Below are 26,113 nucleotides of genomic sequence, written 5' to 3' on the forward strand. Positions count from 1 at the left end.
CCGATGATTCGAACACATGTTCGAGGAGGTGTCCAGTTGCCGGGCCGCCGGATCGGGGACGCGGTGCGGACGGCCGGCGCCGGTCCGCGTACCAACAGAAAAGCCGCGGACCGGAAACCGGTCCGCGGCCTGGAGTGGCGCCTGGCTCAGTGGTTGTGCGTGGCCAGCTGCTTGCGTACGTCGTCCATGTCCAGCTTCTCGACCTGCTCGATCAGAGACTCGAGGGCGGACTCGGGAAGCGCACCCGGCTGGGAGAAGACGATGACGCCGTCTCGCACCGCCATGATCGTCGGGATCGACCGGATGTCGAACTTGGCGGCGATGGCCTGCTCGGCCTCGGTGTCCACCTTGCCGAAGGTGATCGTCGGGTGCTTCTCCGAGGAGCGCTCGTAGGTGGGGGCGAAACGGACGCAGGGCCCGCACCAGCTGGCCCAGAAGTCGACCAGCACGATGCCGTCCTTGCCGGTCACCTCATCGAAGTTCTCTGCGGTCAGCGCAACGGTGGCCATGATCTCTCCGTCCACGGGAATTGACTTACGTAGGTGTGAACCCCTCGTCACCGTAGACAATTCCCGCAGGTTGGAGGGGCGACACGTGGCCTGCGGCACCATTTCCGGGTACGCCTCTCGCTCGGCGCCGTAACCCAGAGTAGGGAACGCGCCAGAAAATTGTGACGCGGATGGTAATATTCGGCTCGCGGAGCGTGGCCGGTTGGAAACGCTCCCATTCGAAACTTTCGCAGATCCAGCGCTCGCGAATGAATCATCCATTCAATTGGAAACAAAGTTAAATGTGACCTGGGTCACTGGCGAAGCCTCTTCACATAGACACGGAACGTAAGGCAAACTCTTCTCCAACAGAGCGTGGGCGGCGGGTGCCGGGGAGGGCCCCGCCGCTCATTGCGTCTCCTGTCGGGCGACGTACCGTTAGCCGCCATGACGGTGGAGGAAGTCGGCGTCGGGCCCTGGCCGGGACCCTGGCCGGAGGACGAGCGATACGACCCGGAGCTGCTGGCCCACGGTGATCGCCGCAACGTGGTGGACCGGTACCGCTACTGGACCCGCGAGGCCGTCGTCGCCGATCTGGACAAGCGCCGTCACTCGTTCCACGTCGCCATCGAGAACTGGCAGCACGACTTCAACATCGGCACCGTGGTGCGCAACGCGAACGCCTTCCTCGCCGCCGAGGTCCACATCGTCGGCCTGCGCCGGTGGAACCGCCGGGGCGCCATGGTGACCGACCGGTACCAGCACGTCCGGCACCACCCCTCGGTCCAGGAATTCGTGGCCTGGGCGGCGGCCGAGTCACTGCCGATCATCGGCATCGACAACCTGCCGGGTTCCCGGCCGGTCGAGACGGTGACCCTGCCGCGGCGATGTGTCCTGCTCTTCGGCCAGGAGGGGCCGGGCCTGTCCGACACGGCGCGCGGGGCCTGCGCCGAGTTGTTCTCCATCGCGCAGTACGGCTCCACCCGCTCGATCAACGCCGGTGTGGCGAGCGGGATCGCCATGCACGCCTGGATCCGCGCACACGCCGGGCCGCCCCCGGAGCCGCTCGGCCCGGAGCCGCTCGGGTAGACCCGCGTGAATGAGTGAATGCCGCCCTCGTCCGTGGGATCCGCCGATCCGCTTGACGGGCGACCCGGCGACCCGCACGGTAGTGGTGTGGGTGTCACGGTGAGTTGCCCCCGTTGCGGAGCGCAGGTCCGGCCGCCGGACCTGATGCACAGTGAATGGCGCTGCGACGACTGTGGCGACGTTCCGCCGTTCCGGGTGGCCCAGCACATCAGTCTGGAGATCGTGGACAGCGTGCTGCGCCAGCCTGCGCCCACCGTCGACCACATGCCGCTGTGGTGCCCCTGGCCGCTACCCCCGGGCTGGATGGTCACCGGAGTCGGCTGGGCCGGCGACGACCGGTTCGGTGCGCGGGCGACGGCGCTCGCGTGCAGTGGACCGGACCCGCTCGGTGGCGGTCCCGCCGACGTGGTGCTCATCGCGGAGCAACCCGGGGTCGGGCTCGGCACCCGCTTCGGTGGCATTCCGGGGATCGATCCCGGACACCTGGTGGCCGAGTGTCTCGAGGACCCGAACGGTCATGCGGGGCCGCATGCCAAGATCAAGGCGGGCGGTCACCGGATTCCGTTCTGGTCGGTCAAGAGTCCGGCGGACCGCTCGGCGTACGTGTCCGAGGCCAAGGGGATGTGGCTCTATGCGGTGGCCTGGCCGGCCAGCGCCGGGTACCTCCTCGCCGAGCAACTCGAGCTGCACGATTTGTCCGAGGGAGTGCCTCCGGAGCTTGTTTTTGGGGCCCCTTCTCCGTACCTTCACGGTCGAGCGTGATCTGATAGGGGCGGTATCGGCCAATCGGGCACATACGTTCACACACAGCATTGAAGCTGCTACCGTCAGTACTGCCGCGGATGAACCGTCACCCGCAACGGAGGAGAAGGCCCCGCCATGATCAAGAAGGTGCTCACCTGGCTTGGCATCGCTTTCCTAATCTTCTTCATCGCGTTCAACCCGAACTCGGCCGCTGAGGTCTTCTCCTCGCTGGGCAGCACGATCGGGGACATCGCGAACGGCTTCGGTACCTTCTTCACGAACCTCGTCGCATAGCATCCCTGTATGGGTCCGGCTGAGCCGCGCGAGTCGCAGGGCGAGAGTGCGCACCGCCCGCGCGACGATGATGAGAACTTCGGGTACAACGATCCGGCGATGAACGACCCGGAATTCCAGGGCGACACGCGGTATGCCGCGGACGCCCGGAGCCGGACGAACGTCGACTACGCCGACGAGTACCGCTTCGACGACCGCGAGACGGCCGAGTATCAGCAGCCGATCTTCACCGAGGAAGAACTGCAGGGTCTCGGCCCGGACGCCCCCGGTGTCCCGGCAGGACCGCGCCGGGTGCTGCCGCTCGAGGACGAACCGACCACGTTGGTCGCTCGCTATCTCTTCCCCACCGAGCGTTACCGCGGCGAATGGAAGCGGCACTGGATCCATCTGTCCACACCGCTCGCCATCGGTGCCGGCGCCACCCTGCTGCTCGGCTACCTGGCCGGCTTCCTCACCCGGCAGAATGTGGACGGCCTGGTGACCGTGGCCGTGCTGATCTGGCTCGGAGTCATCGGCTGGGTGGCCTGGAAGGTTCTGGACTGGTATTTCGACCGCTTCATCCTGACCAACAAGCGAGTCATGGTGGTCAACGGCATCATCACCCGCAAGGTCGCGATGATGCCGCTGCTGCGGGTCACCGACATGAAGTACGAGCAGAGCGCCCTCGGCCGCCTGCTGAGCTACGGCACGTTCGTGCTGGAGTCGGCCGGTCAGGACCAGGCGCTCCGCGAGGTCAAGCACCTCCCCAACCCGAACGAGCTGTACCTGCGCGTGGTCGAGGAGATGTACGAGCCGCAGGCGGTCGAGGCCCGGCTGGGCAAGGACGGCGAGGTCGGCGAGGACGCCTGACCGGATTCAGTCGGCGAGCGACGGTGGTGCGGTGACCCGCATCGCGCCCAGCGCCAGTCCGAGTTGGAATCGGTTGTCCACACCCAACCGGTCCATGAGTGCGCGCAGCGTGTTGGTCACCGAGCGGGAGCTGATCCGTAGCTCCTGAGCCGCCGTCACGTCGGTGTGACCGAGGGCCAGTAGATGGACCAGGTCGTGTTCCCGGGGGGTCAGCGCGATCGCCGGCACGCCCACCGGTCCGGGGTCCACCGCGTACGCCCAGCGGGACTCGAACACCTCGATCAGGGTCTGGATCACCTCGGGCTGAGTGATCTCCAGATAGCCGCGTTCGAGATCGCCCGGATCGACCGACACGAACGCGGTCCGCCGGTCGCACACGAACAGCTTCAGCGGCGTGTCCAGCGATTCCCGGTAGACGAAGGACGGCACGCCGAGCTGCCGCTCCGGCTCCGGCGCGGGCCGGCCCGCGTCACCGTCGGGCGGCGGCCGGCCGATGATCCGGAACGTCACGTCGGGCCGGTACCGCTTGTCGAACGGCAGCGCCTGGGTCCCGGTCGGCCCTTCGTTCTCCTCGTTGTTGATGACCAGATGTTCGTGCTGTTCGCTCAGCATCGCGGTGGCCAGCCGGGACCGCATCAGCGGCCGGCTGGGCAGGTAGCGCGCGCCGTCGGTGATCGTCCCGGCCAGAGCCGGATTCAGCGGCACGCCGACACCGGCGAGCCGGGCGTTCAACATTTCGAACACCGCGTGCTGCTGCCGGATCGCCAACGCCCGATTCGGCGGCCGCAGCCGGCGGACGCGCAGCCGCCGCACCACGTCGTCCGGCGGGTGGGCGTGCCACACCGGACTCCGGGGTTCACCGGAGGCCGGCGTGACCGCGCCGCATTCGTACAGCTCGGACAGGGCGCTGTCCACCCGGGTCCGGTGCAATCCCAATTCGCCGGCCACCATGCGGGCACTCCGCGGCCCGAACGTGATCAGCGTCCGGAACACCAGATCGGCGTCGCAGGTCAGTCCCCATCGGGCCAACGACGGAACCGCCGGACCCGGCGGGATGGTCGACATGGTCATGCAGTCGCGTCCCCTAATTCGGAGGCGGGAAACCGCAGCTGGCGCAGTCGCCCGGGCCATCGTCGACGTCCGTCTGGGGCGGGTCGGCCGGTCGCGTCGGCTGGCCGGTGCCGGTCGGCTCGTCGTGCACGGGCGGTGCGGTGTGGAACGGCTCCTCGACCGCGGGTGCCTGGCCGGGAGTGATCTCGGCGGCGGCCGAGGGCCGCATCACCACCAGGCCGAGCAGCAGCGCCAGGAGGGCCACCGCGATCGGGATGAGCTGACGAGGGCTACGACGGGACATCAGAATTCCTTCTGCGGGGTCGGGGTGGGCACGTGGGCCTTGCGCAGAAACCCCAGCGCAAGGCCGAGCTGGAACCGGTTCTCCACGGCGAGACGGTCCATCAGGCTGCGCAGGATGTTGGTCACCGAGCGCGGACTGATATTCAGTATCTCCGCTGCGCTCACATCCGTGTGTCCCTGAGCGAGCAGCGCGACCAACTGGCGCTCCCGGGTGGACAGGACGATCTTTGGCACGTCGGCTCCCGGTTCAGTCAGTGAGCGACGGTGGTGCGGTGACCCGCATCGCGCCCAGCGCCAGTCCGAGTTGGAACCGGTTGTCCACGCCCAGCCGGTCCATCAGCGTGCGCAGGGTGTTGGTCACCGAGCGGGCGCTGATCAGCAACTCCTGGGCCGCGGTCACGTCGGTGTGACCCAGCGCCAGCAGGTTGACCAGATCGTGTTCCCGCTGGGTCAGCGCGATGGCCGGCACGCCCAGCGGCCCCGGGTCCACCGCGTACGCCCAGCGGGACTCGAACACGTCGATGAGCGTCTGGATCACCTCGGGCTGAGTGATCTCCAGATAGCCGCGTTCGACGTCGCCGGGATCGGCCGGCACGAACGCGGTCCGCCGGTCGCACACGAACAGCTTCAGCGGCGTGTCCAGCGACTCCCGGAACAGGTAGGACGGGATGCGGAGCACGCGTTCCGGCTCGGGCGCCGGTTGCACCATGTCGCCGTCCAGCGGAGGCTGCCCGATGATCCGGAACGTCACACCCCGCCGGTACCGCGATTCGTCGAACGGCAGGACGTTCGTGGTGTCCGCCGTGTCGCTCTCCTCGTTGTTGATCACGAGGTGTTCGTGCCGCTCGTTCAGCATGGCGTGCGCCAGCCGGCGGCGGGTCGTCTCGCGGCTGGGCAAATACCGCACGCCGTCGGCGACGGTGCCCGCGAGCGCCGGGTTCAGCGGCACGCCGACGCCGGACAGGCGGGCGTTGAGCAGGTCGAAGACGGCCCGGTGCCGGCGGACCGCCGCGGTCGGGTTGGGCGCCCGCAGCCGCCGGGCGCGCAGCGACTGCACCACCTCGTCCGGCGGGCGGCTCTGCCACTGCGGCGCCCGGCCGTCGCCGAGCGGGATCGCCGCTCCGCACTCGTACAGCTGGGTCAGGCCGTCGTCCACCCGTCCCCGGGACAGGCCCAACTCACTGGCCAGGGTGCGGGCGGACCGCGGGCCGAACGTGGTCAGTGTCCGGAATACCAGGTCGGCATCGATGGAGAGTCCCCACCGAGCCAGGGACGGAACGGCGGCACCGATCGGGACGGTCGTCACTGACGTCATCGGCGACCGCTCAAACCGGATCAGTCAGGACGCAGCCGGCGCAGTCCTTCGGTCCGTTCGGCTGGTCGGGGACCGTCACCGGCGGCTTCGGCGGACGCGGCAGGTCGATGATGTCCGGCGCCTGCGTCGTGGGGGTGGGCGCGGGCGGCGGTGCGTCGTCCGCGACCGAGGGCTTCATGGTCCAGAAGGCGAGCACCATGGCCAGCAGGGTGACCGCGATCGGAACGAGCAGGCGGGGTACGCGACGAGCCATCAGATTTCCTTCTCCAGGGTCGGTGCTGGCACGTGAGCCTTGCGCAGGAACCCGAGCGCGAGGCCGAGTTGGAACCGGTTCTCCACGCCGAGACGGTCCATCAGACTGCGCAGGATGTTCGTCACCGAGCGCGGACTGATGTTCAGTATCTCCGCTGCGCTCACATCCGTGTGTCCCTGCGCGAGCAGCGAGATCAATTCGCGCTCCCGCGCGGACAGGGTGATCTTCGGCACGCAGGACTCCATTAGCAACACGGTGGTGGCGCCGGGAATGCAATCACACCGGCCCGGAGTACGTCGACGGATGCCATCGCGATTGCCGGATCGCGCATCGAACGTTGCGGTATCCCGCAACCTGACGTGGTGCCGACCACTGTGCATTGACGTCGATGCCGCCGCTCCGCAGTCTGTGTTCGGCGCGGACGACGGGGGACCTCGAGCCGCGCGGGTGGACAGCCGTGCTCCGACATGCGTACGGGGGATGTCGGAGCCGGCCCACCCGGTAGCGTCGGCGGCGATGAGAATCGACCTGCACTGCCACTCCACCGCCAGCGACGGCACGCTCACCCCGGCCGAACTGGTCGCGGCCGGCGCGCGGGCCGGTCTGGACGTGATGGCGATCACGGATCACGACACCACCGGGGGCTGGGTGGCCGCCGCCGCGGCGCGGCCGGCGGGACTGCGCCTGGTGCGTGGAGCGGAGCTGTCCTGCCGCTGGTACGACGCGGACCCGCCGATCGCCCTGCACCTGCTGGCGTACCTCTTCGATCCGGCCGAACCGCGGCTGGCGGCCGACCTCACCCGGATGCGCACCGACCGGGAGCAGCGCGCGGAACGCATCGTGGAACTGCTGCGCGCGGACGGTGTGCCGATCAGCTGGCCGGAGGTCAGCGGCTATGCGGCCGGCGGTTCGGTGGGCCGCCCGCACATCGCCCAGGCGCTGATCCGGGCGGGCCTGGTGGCCACCACGAACGAGGCGTTCGCGTCGCAGTGGCTGGGCGCGCGTTACTTCGTACCCAAGTCGGACCTTGATGTCTTCGAGGCGGTGCGGGCAGTGCGGGCGGCCGGTGGGGTACCGGTGTTCGCGCATCCGCGGGCCACCCGCCGTGGCCGGGTGGTGCCGGACCGGCTGATCGAGGAGCTGGCCGCGGCCGGACTGTTCGGGCTGGAGGCCGACCACGAGGACCACAGCCCGGCCGAGCGGGAGGAGGTCCGGGCACTCGCGGACCGGCTCGGGCTGGTGGTCACCGGATCGTCCGACTTCCACGGCACGCACAAGACGGTGCGGCTGGGCGCGTTCCGGACCGCGCCGGAGGCGTACGAGAAGATCGTGGCCGCGGCGACCGGCGTACCCGTGCTCGGGTGACCGCCGACTCACCCCTACCGTGATCGGGTGAATCTCAAGCTGTTCGGCGAGGTCTTCGTGACCCTCCTGGTGATCGTCGACCCGCCGGGCATGGTGCCGGTGTTCCTGGCGCTGACCGGTGCGTTACCGGCCCGGCAACGGATCCGGGCCGGCACCCAGGCGGTGCTGCTCGCGCTCGGCGTGATCGTGGTGTTCGCGGTCGCCGGGCAGACCCTGCTGGACTATCTGCACGTCCAGCTGCCGGCCCTGCAGGGCGCCGGTGGCCTGCTGCTGATCCTGGTGGCGCTGCAGCTGCTCACCGGGAAGGCGGACGAGCCGGGTGACCAGGTCGGCACCAGCAACGTGGCGCTGGTGCCGCTGGGTACGCCGCTGCTGGCCGGACCCGGCGCGATCGTCGCCACCATGCTGTTCGTGCAGCGCGCCGACGGCGCCGGTGACCAGGTCGTGATCGGACTCGCGATCCTGGCCGTGATGCTGACCGTGTGGCTGGTGCTGCGGTTCTCCGGGCTGATCGTCAAGCTGCTCCGCCCCGGCGGCATCGAGGTGCTGACCCGGATCGCCGGACTGCTGCTGGCGGCCATCGCGGTCCAGCTCATCGCGGACGCCGTGGCGGCGTTCGTGGAGCTGTACACGGCGGCCTGAGTTCTGTCGTACCCGGCTGGCAGGATGACGGTGTGCCTCCCCCACCGCCACGTTCCGCTTCACGCGGCGCCGCATCTCGCGGCGCTGCCATTCCCGAGCAGCTCGGCTTCGCCGGCATGCCCGAGCGGCTCTTCGTCTGCACGCCCAGCAAGCTGGCGGCCTACGCGGACTGCCCCCGGCGGTACCGCCATGCCTACGTGGACCGGCCGACCCCGCCGAAGGGCCCGCCGTGGGCGCACAACTCGCTCGGCGCGAGCGTGCACACCGCCCTGAAAAACTGGTATGCGCTGCCCGCCGACCGGCGCGAGCCGGGTGCGTTGCCCACGCTTCTGCAGGCCACGTGGGTCCGCGAGGGATACCGCGACGTCGATCAGGAGCGGGTGGCGTACCGCCGCGCGCTGGCCTGGCTCGAGTCGTACGTGGCGACGCTGGACCCGGCGGACGAGCCGCTGGGCGTGGAGCGGGTGGTGGCCACGAAGACCGGCGTGCTGGCCTTCAACGGCCGCGCCGACCGGATCGACGGGCGCACCGGACCGGGCGGTCCCGAGGCGGTGATCGTCGACTACAAGACCGGCCGGTCCGGGCTGGACGCCGACGACGCCCGCGGTTCCCAGGCGCTGGCGCTGTATGCGTACGCGGCCCAGCGGGTGTTCCGCCGGCCGTGCCGCCGGGTCGAGCTGCACCACCTGCCGACCGGCACGGTGGCGGCGCACGAGCACACCGAGGAATCGCTGGCCCGGCAGGTGACCCGGGCCGAGAACACCGCCCGGGACATCCTGGTCGCGGAGAAGGCGGTCGCGGCGGGGGCGGACGCCGATGAGGAGTTTCCGGTCAATCCGGGCACGCTGTGCGGATGGTGCGACTTCCGGAAGAGCTGTCCGGCCGGGATGGAGGCGCCGGTCAAGGAGCCGTGGTCCGCGGTGGAGCACCTGACCGCGTAGGCCGGGCCGACCAGGCCGACCAGGCCGACCAGGCCGGCCGGGCCGACCAGGCCGACCAGGCCGACCAGGCCGGCCGGGCCGACCAGGCCGGCCGGGCCGACCGGGCCGGCCTCAGGTCAGGCCGAGGCGTTCGAGGGCGGCCAGGCGCATCGGGGCGACGCGGTACTGCCGGGGCAGCGTGGCCAGCAATGATGCCAGGAGCAGGCGCATGCCGCGGGCCGACAGGTCGGCGGTGCGGTCGGTGGTGGTCCAGCCCAGGCCGCCGTACAACTTGCGGGCCCACGGCGGCAGCAACGCGATCGCGGTGCCGGCGACGCCGAAGTACGCCCACCGCGCCGGCCCCAGCGACAGGCCCAGCCGGAGCGGCGTGTTTCCCCAGTTCCGGGGCACCGGCGGCACGGTGAGGAACAGCGCGGTCTCGGCGGCCTCCCGGGTCATGGCGAGTTCCGGCCGCATCGCCTCGTAGTAGGCGTCCACCTCGGCCGCGGTGCCGGGGACCGTGGCCGGGTCGAGCCCGACCAGCGCGGCGGCGCGCAACTGCTCCGTGTAGTACGTGTCCACCTCGTCGTCGGTCAGCTTCACGCCGGCGCGGCGCGCGGTGGACAGGAACGACTCCACCTCGGCGACGTGCACCCAGCGCAACAGGTCCGGGTCGTCGACGCGGAACCGTTCCCCGGTGAGCGGATCGGTGGCCGTCATCCGCGAGTGCAGGCGACGGATCCGGGCGGCGGCCGCCTCCACCTCGGCCGTGCTGCCGTAGATGACCGTGCCGACGTACTCGGACGTGCGGTTGAACCGCCCCCACGGGTCGGTCCGGAACGTCGAGTTCTGGGCCACGCCGGCGATGGCGCGTGGGTGCAGCGCCTGGAGGTACAGCGAGCGTAGGCCGCCCAGCGTGAGGATCGGCTCCTCGTGCAGTTTCCACGTCACCGAGCCCGGGCCGAAGAGGCCGACATCGCCGTTCATGCCTCCAGCGTGCCACGCGCCGGGGGCAAAGTTGAACTTGTTCAGGTTCTGATTTCGGTCAGGCCATCGCGTCCTGCCGGCGGTGCGCCTGGCAGGCAGGGCACAAACCCCAGAACGTGACTTCCGCCTCGTCCACCTCGAAGCCGTGCCCGGCGCCCGGATCCAGGCACGGACGCTCGCTGACCGAGCAGTCGATGTCCTCGATCGCCCCGCAGCCGCGGCACACGATGTGGTGGTGGTTGTCGCCGACCCGGGCCTCGTACCGCGCGGGGCTGCCGGCCGGCTCGAGCCGCCGTGCTAGGCCGGCCCGGGACAGCGCGCCGAGCACGTCGTACACACCCTGCACGGAGACCGAGTCGAGGCGGGCGCGCACCTGTCTGGTGATGTCGTCAACCTCGAGGTGGCCGCCCTGGGTCAGCACATCCAGCACGGCGAGGCGCGGACGCGTGACCCGTAGGCCATGCTTGCGCAGCAGTTCTTCGCCGGTGGACACCACTCCATGACAGCACGCGATGCTGCAAGGCTCAACTCAACGATCTTTCGGACATGAATTTCTAACGGTTCGCGGATCGGTGAACCGGATCGGTCGACAAAGCGTAGGCGCACTCAGGGGGATGTTTGCGGTGTCAGCTATCTAGGCTGGCGAACCGAGTCCCGTGAACTAGGAGGCGTCGGTGTTCGACCAGATAAACGGCCTGCCCGTCCATGCCCTCGTGCTACACGCGGCCGTGATCTTCGTACCGCTGCTGGCGGTCGGCGCGGTCGTGTACGGCCTGGTGCCCCGCTGGCGGCCCAAGATCGGCTGGGCCGTGGTGCTGCTGGCCATCGCCGCGCCGGTGACCTCGCTCGTCGCGAGGCAGTCCGGGGTGGCGCTGTTCGACCGGCTGAAGGCGCAGAACAGCGTCAGCCCGGCGGGCCAGCGGATCATCGAGGACCACATGGGGTACGGCACGCTGACCCTGGTCTTCTCGTTGATCCTCGGCATCGTGTCGCTGATCATGGTGTTCGCGACGCTGCGCCGGCCGGACCACCGCCTGCCCCGGATGGCCGACCTCGGCCTCGCCGCGGTCATGGTGGTGCTGGCGGCGCTCTCCGGCTACTACGTGTTCCAGACCGGCGACTCGGGCGCCACGGCGGTGTGGGGCACCTACTAGCCGGCGGCGGTTGCAGACTCGGGTCCCGGCGGCCGTGTGGGGTGGCGGCCGGGACCCGTCACCGTCCTTGTGGACCGTCCGTCAGAAGACGGCACGGGCGCAGAGCAGGCACATCAGGATGAGGGCGATCGCCCCGGCCACCATGCCCACCCCGAACGTGAGGGTGCGCGCCGAGCCCTCCGCCTCGTCGAGTGCTTCCATGTCCTGCCCCGGCATGGCCCGCGGCGGCGGCGGATGGGCCACGGTCGGCGGACGCCAGTGCGGCGACGGTTGCGGGGGGCGCGGCGGACCGGCATACGGCGGCGGGGCCGGCTCCGCGGGCGCGGCGGCCGGCTGCGGCGCCGCCCCGGGGTCCGGGCGCTGCCAGTATTCGTCGTCCGGGACACCGGTAGGGGTGCTCACGTTCACCGACGGTACAGCGGGGCGGGGCAGACGTCCGCGCCGACGCGGGCATACGCTTGGCGGGTGGACATCCTGGACGAGCCAGAGCGCGACGCCGACGGCGAACGGACCGTCGACTTCGACTCCGAAGAGGCCCCGGTGCTGCCCGACCAGACCCGCGACGACACCGAGCGCGGGTGGGGCGGGGTCGCGGAGTCGAATGATGATCGACTGTTTGAGGACCGGCCGCCGCACTGGGGCTGACGGCTGGACGTGCACGGGTCTGCGGGGGCGGGCGCGGGTCGAGTCTGGGTGGTCCGGTGGACGACCTGGTCCGAGGGCTCGCGGTCTTGTGCGGTCGTCGGTGGTGCGGTCGCCGGGAGCTCGGTTGTCGGCGGTGCGGTCGTCGGGGGGCGCGGTTGTCGGGGGCTCGGTTGTCGGCGGTGCGGTTGTCGGCGGTGAGATGCTGCGGGGGACCGGTGCGTCGATTTGCTGGATATTGGAGACCGCGGGCCTGGCCGTGGAGTGGTGCGGATGAGGCCTCCTTGCGCCGACAGGGCCGGACGAGGTCGGTGTGGGGCGGCGCGTTTGCGTGTGGTTTTGAGGTGGGGGCGCGCCGCTTCCTGCGCAGGCCAGTCGGGGTGGCTGGGTGTGTGGAGTGTGGTGCGGTGCGGGCCGTAGGTCAGCACGGCGTGTTGGGGGTGGCTGGGTGTGTGGAGGTGCGGTGCGGTGCGGGCCGCAGGTCAGCACGGCGTGTTGGGGGTGGCTGGGTGTGTGGAGGTGCGGTGCGGTGCGAACCGCAGGTCAGCACGCCGCTCCTAGGGCGGTCGGTGGGCGCGGTGCAAATGGGGCTCATCGGGCACTCGATCGGGGGCGGGAGGCCGATGTCGCCGCAGAGCCGGTCCGCAGCCCAGGTAAGGCCGCATACCGGACAACGTTGGCGTCACTCCGCGACCGTGACCGCCTGCCAATCGAACACGGACAGCGCACCGCCCAGGCCGTCGTGCATCGCCCGGCGGACAGCGCGGCCGGTCGGTCCGCAGGTACCGGAACCGTGGCCGCCAGGTTGGGGCGCTCGCGAGTCCTGCCGGCCGACGCCCCATCACGGACCATCTCACCTAGTCGGGTCTGAGCAGGACCGCATAGCCGCGGGACGGTGCAGCCCCGGCCCGCTTCGCCGTGGCGGGGTCCAACGCCAGCAGTAGCCCGCCGGCGAGCGGATCGTCGGCACCGGTGATGCCGAGGACCAGTGCCGCCTGGGCGATCGGTGTGGTCCGCTCGCCGTCCTCGACCCGCATCAGGTCCACCCGGTCACCGGGCCGGACCAGGGCGAGCGCGGCCGGCTCGGCCAGCCGTACCGGGACGCCTACCGTGCCGGCTGGGACGGTCCGACGCCGGCCGTCGGTCCCGGTCTCCGCGTGTCTGCCGGTCTCTGCGGTCGTCTCGGTCTCCGCCTGTGTCCCCGGCTCTGCGGTCGTTTCGGTCTCCGCGTGTGTCCCCGGCTCTGCGGTCGTTTCGATCCCGGGGTGCGTTCCGGTCCCGGGGTGCGTTCCGGTTTCGGGGTGCGTTCCGGTCCCGGGGTGCGTTCCGGGCCCGGGGTGCGTTCCGGTCCGGGCGGTCGTTTCCGGATCGAGGGTGCGTGGCCGGGCCGATTCCGCCCCGCCGTCTCCCGATCCGGCCGGCCAGGCACCCCGGCACCCTGCCGCGCCCGACCACACCGTCATCGCCGCCATCGTGATCAACACCGCGACCACCGCGGCGCGCAGCACGACCGCGCGTCGTGGGCGGCGCCACCGCACCGGATCCAGGGACGGTTCCGGCCGGCCGGCTCGTCGGGGTCCGCGCATCTCGCCTCCTCGTCACGTCCGGCCGCACCGGCCGTCGAGACCCGGGACGTTAGGCGGAAACGACACATCCCGGCGGCTGCCCTGTGGACAACGCCGGGATGTGGATAACGCCCGCGACCGGTGCCGAGCGCGATAGAAACGGTGCCTCGGCCGAGCGACGGGTCAGGAAGTGGCCGCCGGGGCTTTGGAGCCGGTCGACGGTGACGGAGAGGAGGAGGACGTGGACGACGACGAGGACGACGATGTCGACGACGACGGCGTGCTGGTGGACGACGAGGAGCCGTCCGACGACGAGGACGACGAGGACGACGAGGAGTCACCGTTGGAGGACGCCGCGGCGGGGGCCGACTCGGACTTCGCGCCGTTGCCGTTGCGGGAGTCGTTCCGGTAGAAGCCCGACCCCTTGAACACGATGCCGACCGAGTTGAACACCTTGCGGAGCTTGCCCTGGCAGGCCGGGCACTCGGTGAGCGCGGGGTCGGAGAAGGACTGCACCGCCTCGAGCTGCTCGCCACACTCGGTGCAGGCGTACTGGTACGTGGGCACGGGTCCTCCGCAAACGTCGGTTGCTGACACTCGTGGGGCGCTGGCACTCGCCCTCTGTGAGTGCCAATGGTGCGTCATCGGAAGTTATTTCGTCCAGCCGGGCGCCGCTCGGAGCATCACCGGGCCGTCCGTGGGAGTGATCACACCATGGACCGGGCGGTCGTGCGGCTCCGCGGGTACGTGCTCGACCAGCTCGCCGTCGTGCAGCAGGGCGAGGGTCAGCGTGGCGCCGGCCCGGTCCAGTGCGCGGTCGTAGGAGCCGCCGCCGCGGCCGAGGCGGATGCCGGTCCGGGAGACGGCCAGGGCGGGCACGATGATCAGGTCCGCGCCCCGGATCGCGTCGACGCCGAGGCGGGGGCCGGCCGGTTCGCGCAGACCGAGCCGGCCGGGGGTGAGTGCGCCGTCGTACCGGGCCCAGTCGAGGTCGCCGTCGGGGCGGAGCACGGGCAGCAGCAACTCGCCGCCGGGTGGCAGGGCGGACGCCAGGGCGTCGGGGAGGTCGGGGCCGCCCGGTTCCGAGCCGACCGGGACGTAGGCCGCACAACGGGTGGGTTGCGTCCGGCGTACCGCTGCGATCGTGAAGGTCTGGACGGCCGTGGCCGCCGCGGCTCGATCGGCCGGGGATGATGTTCTGCGCGCGGTAAGCACGCGATTGCGCAGCGCGATCTTTGCCGCTGTAGATATTTCGGCGTCACGGGTCAAATCGGGCATGCAACACCCCCTGAGGGAGACCGGCAAACGCTCCCGACTATGTCAGCATCGCTCCAAACAGGGCCATTCCGGGGAGGATCCGTGTGACGCTTCGTGGCCGGCTCACCACCGCCTTCCTGGCGGTCGTGCTCGGCCCGGTCCTGCTCGGGACGATCTTCGTCGGCACGACGGTGGCCACCGTGAGCCGGGACCGGACAGCCGAGCGGCTCGACCATGCGGTCACCACGGTACGGACCGCGATCGCCGCGGTCTGCCGGCAACTGCAGGCGACCGCGGACGCGGTGGCGGTCCTGCCGACGGACAGCCGGGACACTGCGGCCCGGCAGATCGAGGCGCGCGGCCTGGCGTCCGACGTACGGCTGGACGGCGGCCCCACCACCTGGCAGGACTGCGCCGCACCGGCCGACGGCGGCGTCGTGGCGATCTCGGCCCGCGCCCGCACCGACGACGGTGTCGTGGCGGCCGGGCAGCTGCTGGACGCCGGCTTCGTCGACCGGCTCGCCGCGTCCAGCGGTGCGGAGATCACGCTGCTCGACCCGCGCGGCACCAACGCCGTGCAGAGCACTGTGCCGGACCGGATCCGCGGCGAGATCGTGCTGGTCACCGTCGCGGGGCGGACCGCACGTGGCGACCGGCACGTGCGCCGCCTCACGGTCGGCCCGGGGCAACCGCTGCCGCTGGCGGTATCGGTGCCCGCCGCGGACCCGACCGGGCTGTACCTGGTCCTGCTCGGGGTGGTGCTGGTCGTCGCGTCCGGCGCGGTGCTGGTCGCGTGCCGGCTGGCCCGGTCCACCACCCGGCCGCTGGCCGAACTGGCCCGGGCCGTGGACCGGGTGGCCGGGGGCGAGCTGAGCACCCGGGTGCCGGTGGTGCGCCACGACGAGGTGGGCCGGTTGGCCGGCACGTTCAACCGGATGACCCGGGAACTGCAGGGGTACGTCCAGGCGCTGACCGCCAGCCGGGACCAGCTCCGCCGCCACCTGACCGTGCTCGGCGACACCCTGTCCAGCACCCACGACCTGCACCGCATCCTGCGGGTGATCCTGCAGACCGCGCTGTCCACCACCGGGGCCCGGGGCGGCGTCGTGCTGCTCGCCGACCCCGCCGACGGCCGGCTCGTGGCCCGCTGCGCCGAAGGGCTGACCGGCCGCTGGAACGTCCCGGAGGCCGAGCTGCCCACGCTGCGGGTGACGCCCGGACACGGCGTCCTGGGCGGGGTGGCGGAAACCGGGGAGCCGCGGCGCGGGGTCTGCGGCCCGGGTGGGACGGCGCCCGGCGAGCCGCCCTGCCGCACCTACGTGGCGGTGCCGATCTGCGCGCCCGCGGTCGTCGGCGACCCGCTGGTGCCGGGCGGGCCGGAGGGCACCGCCGTCCCCGCCACGCTGGGGGTGCTGGCGCTCTACGACCGGCTCGGCGGCGACGAGTTCGACGACACCGACCTGCCCACGCTGCGGACCTTCGCCGGGCAGGCCGGGGTGGCCGTGCACAACGTGCGGATGCACGAGGAGGCGCAGCGGCTGTCGCTCACCGACCCGCTCACCGGCCTGTGGAACTACCGCTACCTCCGGGAGTCGCTGCGCCGCGAGGTGGAACGGGCCAGCCGGTTCGGCCGCATGCTCACCGTTCTGCTGCTCGACCTCGACCACTTCAAGGACGTCAACGACCGGTACGGGCACGCCGCCGGGGACGCCGTGCTGGCCGAGTTCGCCCGGCGCATCCGGGTCGGGCTGCGCGAGGTGGACCTGGCGTTCCGGCAGGGCGGCGAGGAGTTCGTGGTGCTGCTGCCGGAGACGGACGCGTACGGCGGGACGATCGTCGCCGAACGGCTCGGCTCGGCCGTCCGGGACCTGCCCGTACCCATCGATTCCCGGCGAACCGACGCGGAGACCGGCCGACCGATCGACCGGGTCTCCGTCACGGTCTCCATCGGCATCGCCGTCTACCCGGAACACGGCACCACCGCGCAACAGGTGCTCGACGCCGCCGACGATGCGCTGTACGCGGCGAAGCACGCCGGCCGGGACACGTACCGGTTGGCCGAGGTGGTTTCGGCGACGGTCCCGGATGGGCAATTTGACCAGGCCGCAGCGGCGCCCGGCGGGCCGCAGCCGCCGCGCCAGAGCCGCGGCCGATAGTCTCGCGGAATGTCCGGGCACGATTCGAGAGAAAGTGCGGTGACCCCTCAGATGACGACGAACGCGCATGCAAGCGGCCGTCGGGCGGTCAAGGCCGTCATTCCCGCGGCTGGCCTCGCCACGCGGTTCCTCCCGGCCACCAAGGCGGTGCCGAAGGAGTTGCTGCCTGTCGTGGATCGCCCGGTACTCCAGTACATCGTCGAGGAGGCCGCCGCGGCCGGGATCACCGACGTACTGCTGGTCACCGGACGCGGCAAGACGTCGATGGTCGACCACTTCGACCGGCGGCCCGACGTGGAGGCGCGGCTGGAGGAGAAGGGCGACACCGAGCGCCTGGCCGCGGTCCGCCGCACCAGCGAACTGGCGGACATCTACACCTGCCGGCAGGGCGAGCCGCTCGGCCTCGGGCACGCCGTCGGGGTGGCCGCCTCCCACGTGGGTGACAGCGCGTTCGCGGTGCTGCTCGGCGACGAGTTCGTCGACGAGGAGGAGCCGCTGCTGCCGTCGATGCTGGACCTGCAGGCCCGCACCGGCGGGATCGTGCTCGCGTTCCTCGAGGTCGAACCGTCGGAGACCTCCCGGTACGGCATCGCCTCCGTCTCGCCCAGCGAGTACGGCGACGACGTCGTCCAGGTCACCGGCCTGGTCGAGAAGCCGTCGCCGGCGGAGGCGCCGAGCAACCTCGCGGTGCTCGGCCGGTACGTGCTGCCGCCCACCATCTTCGAGGCCATCAACCACACCAAGCCGGGCAGCGGCGGCGAGATCCAGCTCACCGACGCGATGGCCGCGCTGCTCAACGACGGCACCCCGGTGCACGGCATCATCTACCGCGGACACCGGTACGACACCGGCATGCCGCTGGGCTACCTGCAGGCGGTCGTCCAGCTCGCCGTCAAGCGTCCCGATCTCGGCGCCGAGTTCCACGCCTGGCTGACCGAGTTCGTGGGGAACCCGAAGGGATGACCGCGACGGCCGATGCCGAGGCGGCCGCCAACGAGCTGATGCCTCTCGCCGAGTACCTGGGCAGCGTGCTGCGCAGGCTCCGCGCGCTGCCTCCGCTCGACCTCGACCTGACCCAGGCGCACGGCAACGTCCTCGCCGTGGACGTGGTCGCGCCGCACCCGTACCCGGCCTTCGACCAGGCCGCGATCGACGGGTACGCGGCGCGGTGGGAGGACCTCGCGGCGGCCGGCCGGATCGGGTCGCACCCGTCGTTCGGCAAGTTCGAGGGCGGGCCCCGGCCGGTGCGTCTCAACGTGGTCGGCGACCTCGGCGCGGCGAGCTGGCGCCCGGTCCGCCTGACGCCCGGCACCTGCTTCTCGGTGGCGGCCGGCTCGCCGCTGCCGATCGGTGCCGACGTCGTCGTGCCCGTGCACTGGACCGACCAGGGCATGGCCGCCGTGGAGATTCTGCACGCCCCGAAACGGGGATCGGGGGTGCGCCGGTCCGGCGACGAGATCGCCGTCGGACAGGTGCTGGCGTCGGCCGGCTCCTACGTGACGCCGGCCATGGTGGCGGTCTTCGCCGCGGCCGGGATCGGGCACGTGGTGGTGCGGCCCAGCCCACGGGTCGTGGTGGTGGCGACCGGCGACGAACTGGTCGACGTCGGCCGGCCCAGCCAGCCCGGTCAGGTGGTGGACGCCAACTCGCACGCGCTGACCGCCGCCGCGGTGGAGGCCGGCGCGCTCGCGTACCGGATCGGGATCTGCGACGACGACCCGGAGGGCCTGCGCGGCCTGCTCGAGGACCAGACGCTGCGGGCCGATCTGATCATCACCACCGGAGGCACGGGTACGGGACCCGGCGACATGTTGCGCCGGGTGCTGTCCCGCCGGGACAACGGGCGCGGCGTCGTCGAGTTCACCAGCGTGGCGCTCTGCCCGGGCACCGCGCTCGGCTTCGGCACGGTCGGCGGCGAAGAGGTGCCGGTGGTGTGCCTGCCCGGCGAACCCGGCGCCGCGCTGATCGGGTTCGAGGTGCTGGCCCGGCCGGTGATCCAGCTGCTGGCCGGGGCGGAGCCGGTGTTCCGCCCCAGCGTCAAGGCACACCTGCTGGAAACCGTGTCCTCACCGGGCGGGCTGCGCGAGTTCCGCCCGGCCCACGTCGCGGAACGGCGCGGCGGCGGCTACACGGTGCAGCCGCTGGCCGGAGGGCCGTACACTCTGTCCGGCCTGGCCGAAGCGAACGGCCTGCTGGTGCTCGGCGAGCGGGTCACGTCGGCGGCGGCCGGGTCCACCGTGGATGTCCTGTTGCTCGACCGGAGGCGATGATGCTGGGGTCCGTACCCGGATGGCCCGCCGTCCTGGTCGAAGGATCCGTGACGTTGCGCCCGTACCGCCGCAGCGACGCCCGCGCCTGGTCCGAGGTGCGCATCGCCAACCAGCAGTGGCTGACACCGTGGGAGTCGTCGCCGCCCGGCCCGTGGGCCGAGATGAACTCCACCCGCGCCTACCTCTACGTCTACCGCGACATGAAGCGGGCCGCCCGGCGCGGCGAGAGCATGCCGTTCGCGGTCTGCCTGCGCGACGACGACGGGCAGGACCGGCTGGTCGGCCACATGAACCTCGGCAACATCGTGCGTCGGGCGTTCAGTTCCGCGTACGTCGGCTACTGGATCGACTCCCGCGTCGCCGGCCGCGGCGTCACGCCCACCGCGCTGGCGCTCGCCGTGGACCACGCGTTCGGCCCCGGCGGACTGCACCGCATCGAGGTCAACATCCGGCCGGAAAACCGGCCCAGCCGGCGCGTGGTGGAGAAACTGGGCTTCCGCGAGGAGGCCTACCACGCCCGCTACATGCACATCGACGGCATGTGGCGAGACCATCTCGGGTACGCCATGACCAGTGAGGAAGTGGCTGCCGAAGGTGGCCTCCTGGCCCGCTGGCGGCGGGTCCGTACCACAGCAAATTGATGATCAAGGCGTGACCGGATCGGCGCGCCGCGCGAATATCCGCAGCTTGCGGCCGTAATCTCGGGGAGATTAAGACTTCCGGTACCCGTGCGCGCCCATTTCCCGCCCGGCGCGCACGGGACCGCCGACGCTGACGGGAGGGGTGAGGGTGCCGACCTCGGTGCTCCTCGCCGTCCTCGCTGCGGCCGGGCTGCTCGCCCTCGCACCGGCGCTCGTGCGCCGATACGACGCCACCGAGCGCTTGGCCGCAGAGCGGGCGCAGTCGACGGCTCGGGTGCTCACGCGCCACCGTCGACGCCGCACCGTGCCCGGACACCGTCCGATCAACCCGCCCCGACAGGTGCCGGTTACGGTACCCGCCCCATCGGGTGACCCGGCACCGCCCCGGCGCCAACTGCGCCTCGTCACCGGCCGCCGCCCGGCCCGCCGCACGCCACCCCGCCGGCACACCCCCGCGGTGGTCCGCCGGCGCCGCGTGTTCGCCGCCCTGCTGCTGCTCAACATCATCGAACTGGTCGGCGTGATCGCCGTCGGCCCCGGCTTCTGGATCGGCTTCGCGGTCACCGGTGCGCTGCTCGCCGCGTACCTGGTGCACCTGCGCAACCGCGCCCTCACCGACCGGCGCCGGCGCCGCATCGAAGCCCGCGAAGCCGCCTGGGTGGCCGCCCGGCAGGCCGAGGTCCGCCGCGAACAGGCACGCCGGGCCGCTGCGCGACGCGAGGCGCAGCGCCGGCTGGCCGCCCAACGCGAGGCGGTACGGCGGGCCGCGATGGGCCTGGACCGGGACCCCTCGGACGACCTGCCGGCCGTCGCGAACGGTGGCTCGGTGTCCTACCGGCGGACCGGTGGGCTGCGCGGACGGCCCTACGAAGCGGGTGGCCGCGGGACGTCGTACCCGGCCTGACAGGTTTGCCGGCGGCACGCCGGGATCCGGTTCGCGGACGCGGTAGGCGACCTGTTAGCCTTGCTGCGGTCCTACGGGGCCGGGGGGCTGTGGCGCAGTCTGGTAGCGCACCTCGTTCGCATCGAGGGGGTCAGGAGTTCAAATCTCCTCAGCTCCACCCCAGGTCAGAGGCCATCTTCGTCGCCAGAAGATGGCCTTCTTCCGTTCCTGCCAGCAGCGAAGTACAGCAACCGCCCGTCACGAGTCGTTCAAGCCGTCCAAGCTGTCGCTCAGCCGTTGGAGGGCGTCGCGGGTTTGCTTCGATGACACCTGGGTGTAGATCTCCATCGTGACCTTGAAGTCAGCATGACGAAGGATCTGGATGGCAACCCGGGGGTGCACGTCAAGATCCGCTAGCAGCGATGCGCAGGTACGACGCGCGTCGTGAACACTGATCCGTCGAATCCCTGACTTCGAGATGCGGGCTACGAAGGCGCGGAAGAAGTTGCGCGGCTCGATCGGCGTGCCGAGCTGGGTAGTGAACACCATCCGGGATGTCTGCCATACCGGTCCGGCCTTCTCCTGAGCCGTCTTCTGCTGAGCCTGTCGCAGCCGTAGAGCTGCTACGCAGACCGGTGGGAGGGGCAGTGCTGCATCCGAGCCCTCAGTCTTCGTAGCGCGGTGATGGAGCTGGCGACGGATGCGCTGGAGTTGCAGGCCCACGGTCAGCTCCGCTCGATCGAGGTCGATGTCGTCCCAAGTGAGCCCGAGCACTTCTCCCCGACGCAGGCCGAGCACGAGGACCAGGGCGTAGGCGGCATAGAGCGGATCGTTGTCCGAGGCTGCTGACTCCAGGAAGGCTCGGCTTCATCGCTTGTCCAGGATCGACGCTCCGGCTTTCGGACCTTAGCCAGCTTGACCGTCATCGCGACGTTCTTGGCGATCTATTCTTCCAACACGCGTGCGTAGTCGGCCGCCTCTCCGGCGGATCTCCGCAGCACGACGCCACGCCATCCATCGAAGCGCGGGCAAGCCGATATTCGATGTGCAGGCAATAGAGCAAGGCCAAGTCCCGTCGCGGGAAATTCTCTTCGTCGGCAAAGGCAGCATCCCCGCTCATTGCGCCGCCTGGTTGAGGGTTGCGCCAGGAGAGGAAGCCGTCGTAAGGCGGCGGCTTCAATTGCTCGACGGTGTGCCAGCAGTGCTTTCCACCAGCTACTACCCGCTGTGGATTGCTAGCGGCACACGACTGGAGCCACCTGACGCACTCCCGGAAGGCCCGGACGAACTCATTGAGAAGCTTGGCCACCGGTTCTCACACGGCATTGAGGTCTTTCGCGCTGAAATGCCCGTGCCCGAGGAGGCCCGGCTGCTGAGGTTACGACCGGGAATACCTGTGGTGCACATGTGGGATGTGGACTACGACGAACAAGACCGACCGCTTCAGGTGGCTCATGACATCTATGCGGCCGACCGTCACGAGTTCTCCTATGAGTGGAACGAGGATGACATCCGCCGATGATTGCTCAATGGCCCCTCGACTGGAATGAGCGTCTTGCGGGCACGAGCTGTGAGATGTGCGGGGAACGCAGCCCAGAAGCCGACGACTACGGGCTCCGCATCTACCAGTCACACGTGGTCGATGCTGTCCTTCAACGCGCCAGCATTCAACGCGGTTATACACTCGTCATTTGGCGGGGACGACATGTCATCGAGCCGTTCGAACTTAGCGACGAAGAGGCTGCTCGGTACTGGCAAGAGGTACTGAAGGTCGGCAAGGCGCTAGCCCGCTTCTACAAGCCGCTGAAGATGAACTACCAAGTTCTCGGCAATACAGTTCCACACCTTCATGCGCATCTCCTGCCGCGTTATGAGATTGACCCTGCGCCAGGCAGGCCGTTTCCGCTACTTCCCCAAAACGGCAGTGAAGCCAAGTTTGACGATGAAGTATTGAACGGCGACGCCTCTGAACTAAGGCGACTGCTCGGCTGACGATCTGGAAGGGGTTTTCCCTGGTCTGTGGCGTAGCCAAATCGTTGGACGGAGTCAGAAGAGGTCGGGCAGCAACTGTCCGAGAACCACTCCTAAAACGAGAAACCCGGCGCTAACAATCGAATTGGTGACGAGTGCATCCTTGTTGCGCTCTAGCCATGGAGGATGCTCCGTTCTACTCCTTGCATGCATGACCATGCCAGGAGGGCGTAGTAGAAACTTGTGCAGCGGAGCTAAAGCGATCCCTGCGACAGCTGCGATTATAAGGCCAACGACCCTGCTTTGCGTATAAGAGCCCTCATCGGAGCTTACAATAAAAAACGCGAGCAAGGCGGATAGAATAGAAACAGTCGTTAAGACATATGAACGAAAGGTTCGAAATCGAATTACACCGGTTTTGCGCTTTTCCACCACCCTTTCAATTTCGCCAAGTACGGCTCTCGTATCGCGTGTGGGGCTCTCAATGGCTACGAATGCCATTGCAGATCCAAAAAATAAGCGAGATCGACCGTCCTTCGAGGTGAGAACCAGTTTTTCGATTGACGACTCGTCAACACCGCGTAGGTCACTTACCTGGTCTATCTCGTAACGATCTGTGCGAATCTCTGCATTTGCGTCAATCTCAAGGAATAATGCGACGATCTCTTCGAGGTCTTCCAGCCAAAGCTCGGCACCTCGGTAGTCTTGGCGATCTTCTGTAGGGTGAATGGGTCGTCTCACGACTGCTAGCTTATGCTGGCAGCAATGAGTTTGCGTACGAGACACGGCCTGGCTAGCCATCTTAAGTCGATAGAGCTAACGGTGATCATGTCGAGCATCATTGGGATGCAAGATCGAGCATCGGTCGTGACGGGACACGCCGCCTGCCAGTATTGTCGGCTGCCGATAATCGTGTGCAAACTTTCTGTACGTCTTCAAGGCGGCCCGAAACGGGCCGCTCACGCCGCCGTCAGGGCGCGTGCCCGTGCCGCCGCTGCGCTTGGCCCGGGACACGCAGGCAGCCCGTCGGCTGGCGTGGAGAGCGGAAGATCGGGCCTGCCGAAGACCGCCAGTGGTGCGAGGTTGGTGGTGAGGATTTGGCCGGCGGCCGACCGGCTCGGCCTGGGCGACGCGGCCAAGCTGTCCGCCCGGGCGCCATGCGTGTTGCGGCCGTCGGTGCCTGGGGCGGCGGCGCGCAGTGTGTCCGGGCCGCACTCACGATCAAGGGCGCTAACGCGTCGCAAGCGACGGCCGCACGCGGCCGCCCTTGATCGTGAGCCTCTGCGGCCCTAGCGGTCAGGGTTAACGGGCAGGCCGGGTGGCCTGCCCGCAAGGTGTGCGCACCGCCGCCCCCGTCACCGCCGGGCGTCGCCTCACCGTTCGGGTGTCAAGGCAGCCTTGACACGGACTGGGCCACACTCCTCAGTGTCCACTCGCGGTAGTCCAGACGTCGGTGACCGCACTTGTGAGACTGGCGAGGGTACTCAGGACCAGCAGAAGAAAGAGCAGGCGCGGGCTAGGCTCAAACCGGCTCGGTATCATGGTGATGCCTCTTCCTCCCCATCGGGGGGCTGGTAGGTGAGTTGGGCGAGGCCGGGTCCGTTTCTCAGGCGGAGACCCGGTCTCGCTGTCAGCGCTCATCGTACACGGGGAGGGAAAACCTATAATGATACCCTACTTGACACCTAATTGTCAACGGGTCATCGAGAAGTTGGTGAGTCGTGGAGAGTGCCTTGGCGCTGCATCGCCGGGGGAGTCATCACCCTAGAGTGCATGGTCAGAGGCCATCTGCGGTACAGCAGCGAAGTACAGCAACCGTGCGGACCGAACCGGATCGAGAGCACCCGCAAGAGGCCGTCTGACCTCGCACCCGCCTTGATCCAACCGAGTCGCCGCGAGTTCGCATCGAGGGGGCCAGGAGTTCAAATCTCCTCAGCTCCACGAGACTCTGAGACTCCCCTGTCCGCAAGAAGCGCGGACGGGGGAGTCTCGTCATGTTTGCTCCGGGGGCCGAGCCCCCGGACGCCCCGCGTTGCGGTGGTTGCGGTGCCCGCGGTGCCTGCGGTGCCTGCGGTGGGTGCGGTGGGTGCGGTGGGTGCGGTGGGTGCGGTGCTTGTGCCTGCGGTGGGTGCGGTGGTTGTCCGGTGCCTGTGTTGCCTGCGGTACGTGTAAACGCTGAGGGCGCAGGCGGGAGTACGGGCATGTGCGCTGGCTGAGGTTGTGCGTCTCATACGTTCTCGCGGTGTGTGGGCTCTCGTCGGGACGGTGGGGTTGCCATACTGGCGGCATGCCGGAGTCAGTGGAGCCCGTCGATATGTCGTCCGGTCGGGCGGAAGGTGGGACACCGCCGGTGGATGCGGCGCGGAGACGCGCGAATACCTGGCTTGGCCGACCGCTCTGGCAAGGGGTGGGCGCAATGATCGGGTTGGGGAGCCTGATTCTGACCCTCGCCATTGCCTGCGACGAACGCGCCAGATCGTCAGCGGACGAGAACAAATCCAGCGCGCCGCCGGTGCAGCAGCAGATCGTCGGCAACTGCAACGGCCAAGGCGTTGACATCGAGATCAACTGCCCTGCATCGCCGGTCTCCCGGGCCGAATTGGTCCTCTCGCACCCCGAACTCTCGGGTGCGGTATTCGCCGGACGTCCGGAGGAACTGCCCACCCCTCCGGAAGTCTCGGTTTCCAATGCCAGGGCCCACTGCGACGAGTGGCGTGAGTGGATGGACGGCAATCCCCGCATGTACCGCCCGTTGGCGTTCACCCTCGGGATGTCCGCGGGCGAGCAGGACCTGGTGGCGGTGCGTCGGGTCGGCGTCAAGATCTTCAAGCGGACGCCGATGGCCGCGACTATCGCGATCGGCTGCGGCCATGGCGGCGACGGGGTCTGGGAGGGTTACACGATCATGGTGGATACCGTTCGCTCGACGACGATCCTGCAGAAAGGAGACTCCGACCAAAGGTCCCGCATGCCTCCGGCCTCGGTGAGCCTGGGCGATCCCGGCTACTTGTCGGTGAGCATCATCGGAAGGTCTGCGCCGGGTTATCTCTACGAGGGACAGGTGGTGATCGACGCGATGGTCAACGGAGACGACAAGCGAATCGTGAAGGGAACCACCGACGAACCATTCCGCTGGTACGGGGAAACCACAGGTGGGGACGCAGGATTCTACGACTGGAATTTCAGCTCCAGGAAACTGGCCTACTATGCCGATGAGCCCGAGTATCTCGACCAGATACCGGAGTGAGCCGCATCGGAGTGATGAGGGCTTGAGG

Annotated in this window: 31 protein-coding genes, 1 tRNA gene and 2 pseudogenes; 19 read left to right on the forward strand and 15 right to left on the reverse strand. The window is 69.6% G+C overall.

The genetic code is table 11. The annotated features are described in order from the left end of the window. Window positions 1-146: 146 nt before the first annotated feature. On the reverse strand, window positions 147-509 hold the full coding sequence (trxA, locus tag LDL48_RS13120; RefSeq protein ID WP_225255348.1) for a thioredoxin: 363 nt from the start codon (window positions 507-509) through the stop codon (window positions 147-149). 426 nt (window positions 510-935) lie between these two features. Between trxA and LDL48_RS13125 the strand changes: the two genes are divergently transcribed. The 4 genes from LDL48_RS13125 (at window position 936) to LDL48_RS13140 (ending at window position 3,464) form a co-directional block, all read left to right on the forward strand. After that, window positions 936-1,577, forward strand: a complete 642-nt coding sequence (locus LDL48_RS13125) for a TrmH family RNA methyltransferase (RefSeq protein WP_225255349.1) — start codon at window positions 936-938, stop codon at window positions 1,575-1,577. A 99-nt stretch (window positions 1,578-1,676) separates the two neighbouring features. Further along, window positions 1,677-2,339, forward strand: coding sequence for a DUF6758 family protein (locus tag LDL48_RS13130; protein ID WP_308016456.1), 663 nt, complete (start codon window positions 1,677-1,679; stop codon window positions 2,337-2,339). 117 nt (window positions 2,340-2,456) lie between these two features. After that, on the forward strand, window positions 2,457-2,615 hold the full coding sequence (locus LDL48_RS13135; protein WP_225255350.1) for a hypothetical protein: 159 nt from the start codon (window positions 2,457-2,459) through the stop codon (window positions 2,613-2,615). A gap of 9 nt (window positions 2,616-2,624) precedes the next feature. Then, window positions 2,625-3,464, forward strand: a complete 840-nt coding sequence (locus LDL48_RS13140; RefSeq protein ID WP_225255351.1) for a PH domain-containing protein — start codon at window positions 2,625-2,627, stop codon at window positions 3,462-3,464. A gap of 6 nt (window positions 3,465-3,470) precedes the next feature. Here the strand turns inward: LDL48_RS13140 and LDL48_RS13145 are convergent, their stop codons facing one another. From LDL48_RS13145 to LDL48_RS13170, 6 genes are read right to left on the reverse strand one after another with little or no spacing between them, the layout of a single operon-like run. After that, window positions 3,471-4,535 (reverse strand): helix-turn-helix transcriptional regulator, encoded by a 1,065-nt coding sequence (locus LDL48_RS13145; RefSeq protein ID WP_225255352.1) that lies wholly within the window; start codon window positions 4,533-4,535, stop codon window positions 3,471-3,473. Between the two features lie 13 nt (window positions 4,536-4,548). After that, window positions 4,549-4,818: a hypothetical protein gene (locus LDL48_RS13150; RefSeq protein WP_225255353.1), complete on the reverse strand. Its 270-nt coding sequence runs from the start codon at window positions 4,816-4,818 to the stop codon at window positions 4,549-4,551. After that, a complete protein-coding gene (locus LDL48_RS13155) occupies window positions 4,818-5,051 on the reverse strand; it encodes a helix-turn-helix domain-containing protein (protein WP_225255354.1) in 234 nt (77 codons plus the stop codon). The genes LDL48_RS13150 and LDL48_RS13155 overlap by 1 nt, the downstream gene beginning before the upstream one ends. 13 nt (window positions 5,052-5,064) lie before the next feature. Continuing rightward, window positions 5,065-6,132 carry a helix-turn-helix transcriptional regulator gene (locus LDL48_RS13160; protein WP_225255355.1) on the reverse strand — a complete coding sequence of 356 codons (1,068 nt, stop codon included), beginning with the start codon at window positions 6,130-6,132 and terminating at the stop codon, window positions 5,065-5,067. Window positions 6,133-6,142: 10 nt separating this feature from the next. Beyond that, window positions 6,143-6,385 (reverse strand): hypothetical protein, encoded by a 243-nt coding sequence (locus LDL48_RS13165; RefSeq protein WP_225255356.1) that lies wholly within the window; start codon window positions 6,383-6,385, stop codon window positions 6,143-6,145. After that, a complete protein-coding gene (locus LDL48_RS13170; RefSeq protein ID WP_225255357.1) occupies window positions 6,385-6,618 on the reverse strand; it encodes a helix-turn-helix domain-containing protein in 234 nt (77 codons plus the stop codon). Before LDL48_RS13170 ends, LDL48_RS13165 begins: the two co-directional genes overlap by 1 nt. A gap of 283 nt (window positions 6,619-6,901) precedes the next feature. On the opposite strand from LDL48_RS13170, the gene LDL48_RS13175 reads away from it, so the two are divergent. The 3 genes from LDL48_RS13175 (at window position 6,902) to LDL48_RS13185 (ending at window position 9,333) form a co-directional block, all read left to right on the forward strand. Continuing rightward, on the forward strand, window positions 6,902-7,750 hold the full coding sequence (locus tag LDL48_RS13175) for a PHP domain-containing protein (RefSeq protein ID WP_225255358.1): 849 nt from the start codon (window positions 6,902-6,904) through the stop codon (window positions 7,748-7,750). Between the two features lie 27 nt (window positions 7,751-7,777). Then, window positions 7,778-8,392, forward strand: coding sequence for a MarC family protein (locus LDL48_RS13180; protein ID WP_225255359.1), 615 nt, complete (start codon window positions 7,778-7,780; stop codon window positions 8,390-8,392). Window positions 8,393-8,508: 116 nt separating this feature from the next. Further along, window positions 8,509-9,333, forward strand: coding sequence for a RecB family exonuclease (locus LDL48_RS13185; protein WP_225255360.1), 825 nt, complete (start codon window positions 8,509-8,511; stop codon window positions 9,331-9,333). 111 nt (window positions 9,334-9,444) lie between these two features. On the opposite strand, the gene LDL48_RS13190 is transcribed toward LDL48_RS13185, so the two are convergent. After that, on the reverse strand, window positions 9,445-10,299 hold the full coding sequence (locus tag LDL48_RS13190) for an oxygenase MpaB family protein (protein ID WP_225255361.1): 855 nt from the start codon (window positions 10,297-10,299) through the stop codon (window positions 9,445-9,447). Window positions 10,300-10,357: 58 nt separating this feature from the next. Next, window positions 10,358-10,792 carry a Fur family transcriptional regulator gene (locus LDL48_RS13195; protein WP_225255362.1) on the reverse strand — a complete coding sequence of 145 codons (435 nt, stop codon included), beginning with the start codon at window positions 10,790-10,792 and terminating at the stop codon, window positions 10,358-10,360. 181 nt (window positions 10,793-10,973) lie between these two features. Between LDL48_RS13195 and LDL48_RS13200 the strand changes: the two genes are divergently transcribed. Continuing rightward, window positions 10,974-11,453 carry a DUF2231 domain-containing protein gene (locus LDL48_RS13200; RefSeq protein WP_225255363.1) on the forward strand — a complete coding sequence of 160 codons (480 nt, stop codon included), beginning with the start codon at window positions 10,974-10,976 and terminating at the stop codon, window positions 11,451-11,453. Window positions 11,454-11,534: 81 nt separating this feature from the next. On the opposite strand, the gene LDL48_RS13205 is transcribed toward LDL48_RS13200, so the two are convergent. Then, window positions 11,535-11,855, reverse strand: coding sequence for a translation initiation factor 2 (locus tag LDL48_RS13205; RefSeq protein WP_225255364.1), 321 nt, complete (start codon window positions 11,853-11,855; stop codon window positions 11,535-11,537). A 63-nt stretch (window positions 11,856-11,918) separates the two neighbouring features. Here LDL48_RS13205 and LDL48_RS13210 point away from each other — a divergent pair, with 63 nt between their 5' ends. Continuing rightward, the gene (locus LDL48_RS13210; RefSeq protein WP_225255365.1) at window positions 11,919-12,098 is read left to right on the forward strand and encodes a hypothetical protein; all 180 of its coding nucleotides are present in this window, start codon (window positions 11,919-11,921) and stop codon (window positions 12,096-12,098) included. Between the two features lie 854 nt (window positions 12,099-12,952). On the opposite strand, the gene LDL48_RS13215 is transcribed toward LDL48_RS13210, so the two are convergent. After that, entirely contained in the window at window positions 12,953-13,132 is a 180-nt protein-coding gene (locus LDL48_RS13215) for a hypothetical protein (RefSeq protein ID WP_225255461.1), read from the reverse strand. Window positions 13,133-13,901: 769 nt separating this feature from the next. Here LDL48_RS13215 and LDL48_RS44480 point away from each other — a divergent pair. Continuing rightward, window positions 13,902-14,072 carry a hypothetical protein gene (locus LDL48_RS44480; RefSeq protein ID WP_225255462.1) on the forward strand — a complete coding sequence of 57 codons (171 nt, stop codon included), beginning with the start codon at window positions 13,902-13,904 and terminating at the stop codon, window positions 14,070-14,072. Window positions 14,073-14,086: 14 nt separating this feature from the next. On the opposite strand, the pseudogene LDL48_RS44485 reads toward LDL48_RS44480, so the two are convergent. Together LDL48_RS44485 and LDL48_RS13230 are read right to left on the reverse strand one after the other, a co-directional pair. Then, window positions 14,087-14,305 (reverse strand): annotated as a pseudogene (locus LDL48_RS44485) (FmdB family zinc ribbon protein); the annotation flags it as partial. Window positions 14,306-14,311: 6 nt separating this feature from the next. After that, window positions 14,312-14,938, reverse strand: coding sequence for a 5-formyltetrahydrofolate cyclo-ligase (locus LDL48_RS13230; RefSeq protein WP_225255366.1), 627 nt, complete (start codon window positions 14,936-14,938; stop codon window positions 14,312-14,314). Window positions 14,939-15,063: 125 nt separating this feature from the next. Between LDL48_RS13230 and LDL48_RS13235 the strand changes: the two genes are divergently transcribed. From LDL48_RS13235 to LDL48_RS13260, 6 genes are all read left to right on the forward strand, one after another. Beyond that, a complete protein-coding gene (locus tag LDL48_RS13235) occupies window positions 15,064-17,073 on the forward strand; it encodes a diguanylate cyclase (RefSeq protein ID WP_372472124.1) in 2,010 nt (669 codons plus the stop codon). 51 nt (window positions 17,074-17,124) lie between these two features. Beyond that, a complete protein-coding gene (locus tag LDL48_RS13240) occupies window positions 17,125-18,036 on the forward strand; it encodes a UTP--glucose-1-phosphate uridylyltransferase (RefSeq protein ID WP_225255368.1) in 912 nt (303 codons plus the stop codon). Then, the gene (locus LDL48_RS13245; protein WP_225255369.1) at window positions 18,033-19,343 is read left to right on the forward strand and encodes a molybdopterin molybdotransferase MoeA; all 1,311 of its coding nucleotides are present in this window, start codon (window positions 18,033-18,035) and stop codon (window positions 19,341-19,343) included. The genes LDL48_RS13240 and LDL48_RS13245 overlap by 4 nt, the downstream gene beginning before the upstream one ends. Further along, entirely contained in the window at window positions 19,340-19,984 is a 645-nt protein-coding gene (locus tag LDL48_RS13250) for a GNAT family N-acetyltransferase (RefSeq protein ID WP_372472122.1), read from the forward strand. The genes LDL48_RS13245 and LDL48_RS13250 overlap by 4 nt, the downstream gene beginning before the upstream one ends. A 142-nt stretch (window positions 19,985-20,126) precedes the next feature. Then, complete coding sequence (gene sepX / locus LDL48_RS13255) at window positions 20,127-20,888, forward strand: divisome protein SepX/GlpR (protein WP_225255371.1); 762 nt, start codon at window positions 20,127-20,129, stop codon at window positions 20,886-20,888. Between the two features lie 83 nt (window positions 20,889-20,971). After that, window positions 20,972-21,045: transfer RNA gene (locus LDL48_RS13260), tRNA-Ala, on the forward strand. Between the two features lie 80 nt (window positions 21,046-21,125). Here the strand turns inward: LDL48_RS13260 and LDL48_RS13265 are convergent. Next, window positions 21,126-21,811, reverse strand: a pseudogene (locus LDL48_RS13265) (tyrosine-type recombinase/integrase); the annotation flags it as partial. Window positions 21,812-21,828: 17 nt separating this feature from the next. On the opposite strand from LDL48_RS13265, the gene LDL48_RS13270 reads away from it, so the two are divergent. Continuing rightward, on the forward strand, window positions 21,829-22,389 hold the full coding sequence (locus tag LDL48_RS13270) for a GntR family transcriptional regulator (protein WP_225255372.1): 561 nt from the start codon (window positions 21,829-21,831) through the stop codon (window positions 22,387-22,389). Further along, a complete protein-coding gene (locus tag LDL48_RS13275) occupies window positions 22,386-22,859 on the forward strand; it encodes an HIT family protein (protein WP_225255373.1) in 474 nt (157 codons plus the stop codon). Before LDL48_RS13270 ends, LDL48_RS13275 begins: the two co-directional genes overlap by 4 nt. 54 nt (window positions 22,860-22,913) lie before the next feature. Here LDL48_RS13275 and LDL48_RS13280 read toward each other — a convergent pair whose 3' ends face one another. After that, entirely contained in the window at window positions 22,914-23,579 is a 666-nt protein-coding gene (locus LDL48_RS13280) for a hypothetical protein (RefSeq protein WP_225255374.1), read from the reverse strand. Between the two features lie 1,546 nt (window positions 23,580-25,125). On the opposite strand from LDL48_RS13280, the gene LDL48_RS13285 reads away from it, so the two are divergent. Continuing rightward, the gene (locus LDL48_RS13285) at window positions 25,126-26,085 is read left to right on the forward strand and encodes a hypothetical protein (protein ID WP_225255375.1); all 960 of its coding nucleotides are present in this window, start codon (window positions 25,126-25,128) and stop codon (window positions 26,083-26,085) included. The last annotated feature ends 28 nt before the right edge of the window (window positions 26,086-26,113 follow it).

The organism is Jidongwangia harbinensis, assembly GCF_020216025.1.
Classification (GTDB): domain Bacteria; phylum Actinomycetota; class Actinomycetes; order Mycobacteriales; family Micromonosporaceae; genus Actinoplanes; species Actinoplanes harbinensis.

Bases quoted from the DNA above. Each gene is read 5' to 3' on its own strand.
- LDL48_RS13165 (WP_225255356.1), bottom strand. From the start codon at position 6,385: ATGGCTCGTCGCGTACCCCGCCTGCTCGTTCCGATCGCGGTCACCCTG.
- LDL48_RS13230 (WP_225255366.1), bottom strand. From the start codon at position 14,938: ATGCCCGATTTGACCCGTGACGCCGAAATATCTACAGCGGCAAAGATC.
- LDL48_RS13140 (WP_225255351.1), top strand. From the start codon at position 2,625: ATGGGTCCGGCTGAGCCGCGCGAGTCGCAGGGCGAGAGTGCGCACCGC.
- LDL48_RS13160 (WP_225255355.1), bottom strand. From the start codon at position 6,132: ATGACGTCAGTGACGACCGTCCCGATCGGTGCCGCCGTTCCGTCCCTG.
- LDL48_RS13135 (WP_225255350.1), top strand. From the start codon at position 2,457: ATGATCAAGAAGGTGCTCACCTGGCTTGGCATCGCTTTCCTAATCTTC.
- LDL48_RS13175 (WP_225255358.1), top strand. From the start codon at position 6,902: ATGAGAATCGACCTGCACTGCCACTCCACCGCCAGCGACGGCACGCTC.
- LDL48_RS13185 (WP_225255360.1), top strand. From the start codon at position 8,509: ATGCCCGAGCGGCTCTTCGTCTGCACGCCCAGCAAGCTGGCGGCCTAC.
- LDL48_RS13285 (WP_225255375.1), top strand. From the start codon at position 25,126: ATGCCGGAGTCAGTGGAGCCCGTCGATATGTCGTCCGGTCGGGCGGAA.
- LDL48_RS13245 (WP_225255369.1), top strand. From the start codon at position 18,033: ATGACCGCGACGGCCGATGCCGAGGCGGCCGCCAACGAGCTGATGCCT.
- LDL48_RS13145 (WP_225255352.1), bottom strand. From the start codon at position 4,535: ATGACCATGTCGACCATCCCGCCGGGTCCGGCGGTTCCGTCGTTGGCC.
- LDL48_RS13240 (WP_225255368.1), top strand. From the start codon at position 17,125: ATGACGACGAACGCGCATGCAAGCGGCCGTCGGGCGGTCAAGGCCGTC.
- LDL48_RS13150 (WP_225255353.1), bottom strand. From the start codon at position 4,818: ATGTCCCGTCGTAGCCCTCGTCAGCTCATCCCGATCGCGGTGGCCCTC.
- LDL48_RS13125 (WP_225255349.1), top strand. From the start codon at position 936: ATGACGGTGGAGGAAGTCGGCGTCGGGCCCTGGCCGGGACCCTGGCCG.
- LDL48_RS13215 (WP_225255461.1), bottom strand. From the start codon at position 13,132: ATGCGGGTCGAGGACGGCGAGCGGACCACACCGATCGCCCAGGCGGCA.
- LDL48_RS13190 (WP_225255361.1), bottom strand. From the start codon at position 10,299: ATGAACGGCGATGTCGGCCTCTTCGGCCCGGGCTCGGTGACGTGGAAA.
- LDL48_RS13275 (WP_225255373.1), top strand. From the start codon at position 22,386: ATGATTGCTCAATGGCCCCTCGACTGGAATGAGCGTCTTGCGGGCACG.
- LDL48_RS13250 (WP_372472122.1), top strand. From the start codon at position 19,340: ATGATGCTGGGGTCCGTACCCGGATGGCCCGCCGTCCTGGTCGAAGGA.
- trxA (WP_225255348.1), bottom strand. From the start codon at position 509: ATGGCCACCGTTGCGCTGACCGCAGAGAACTTCGATGAGGTGACCGGC.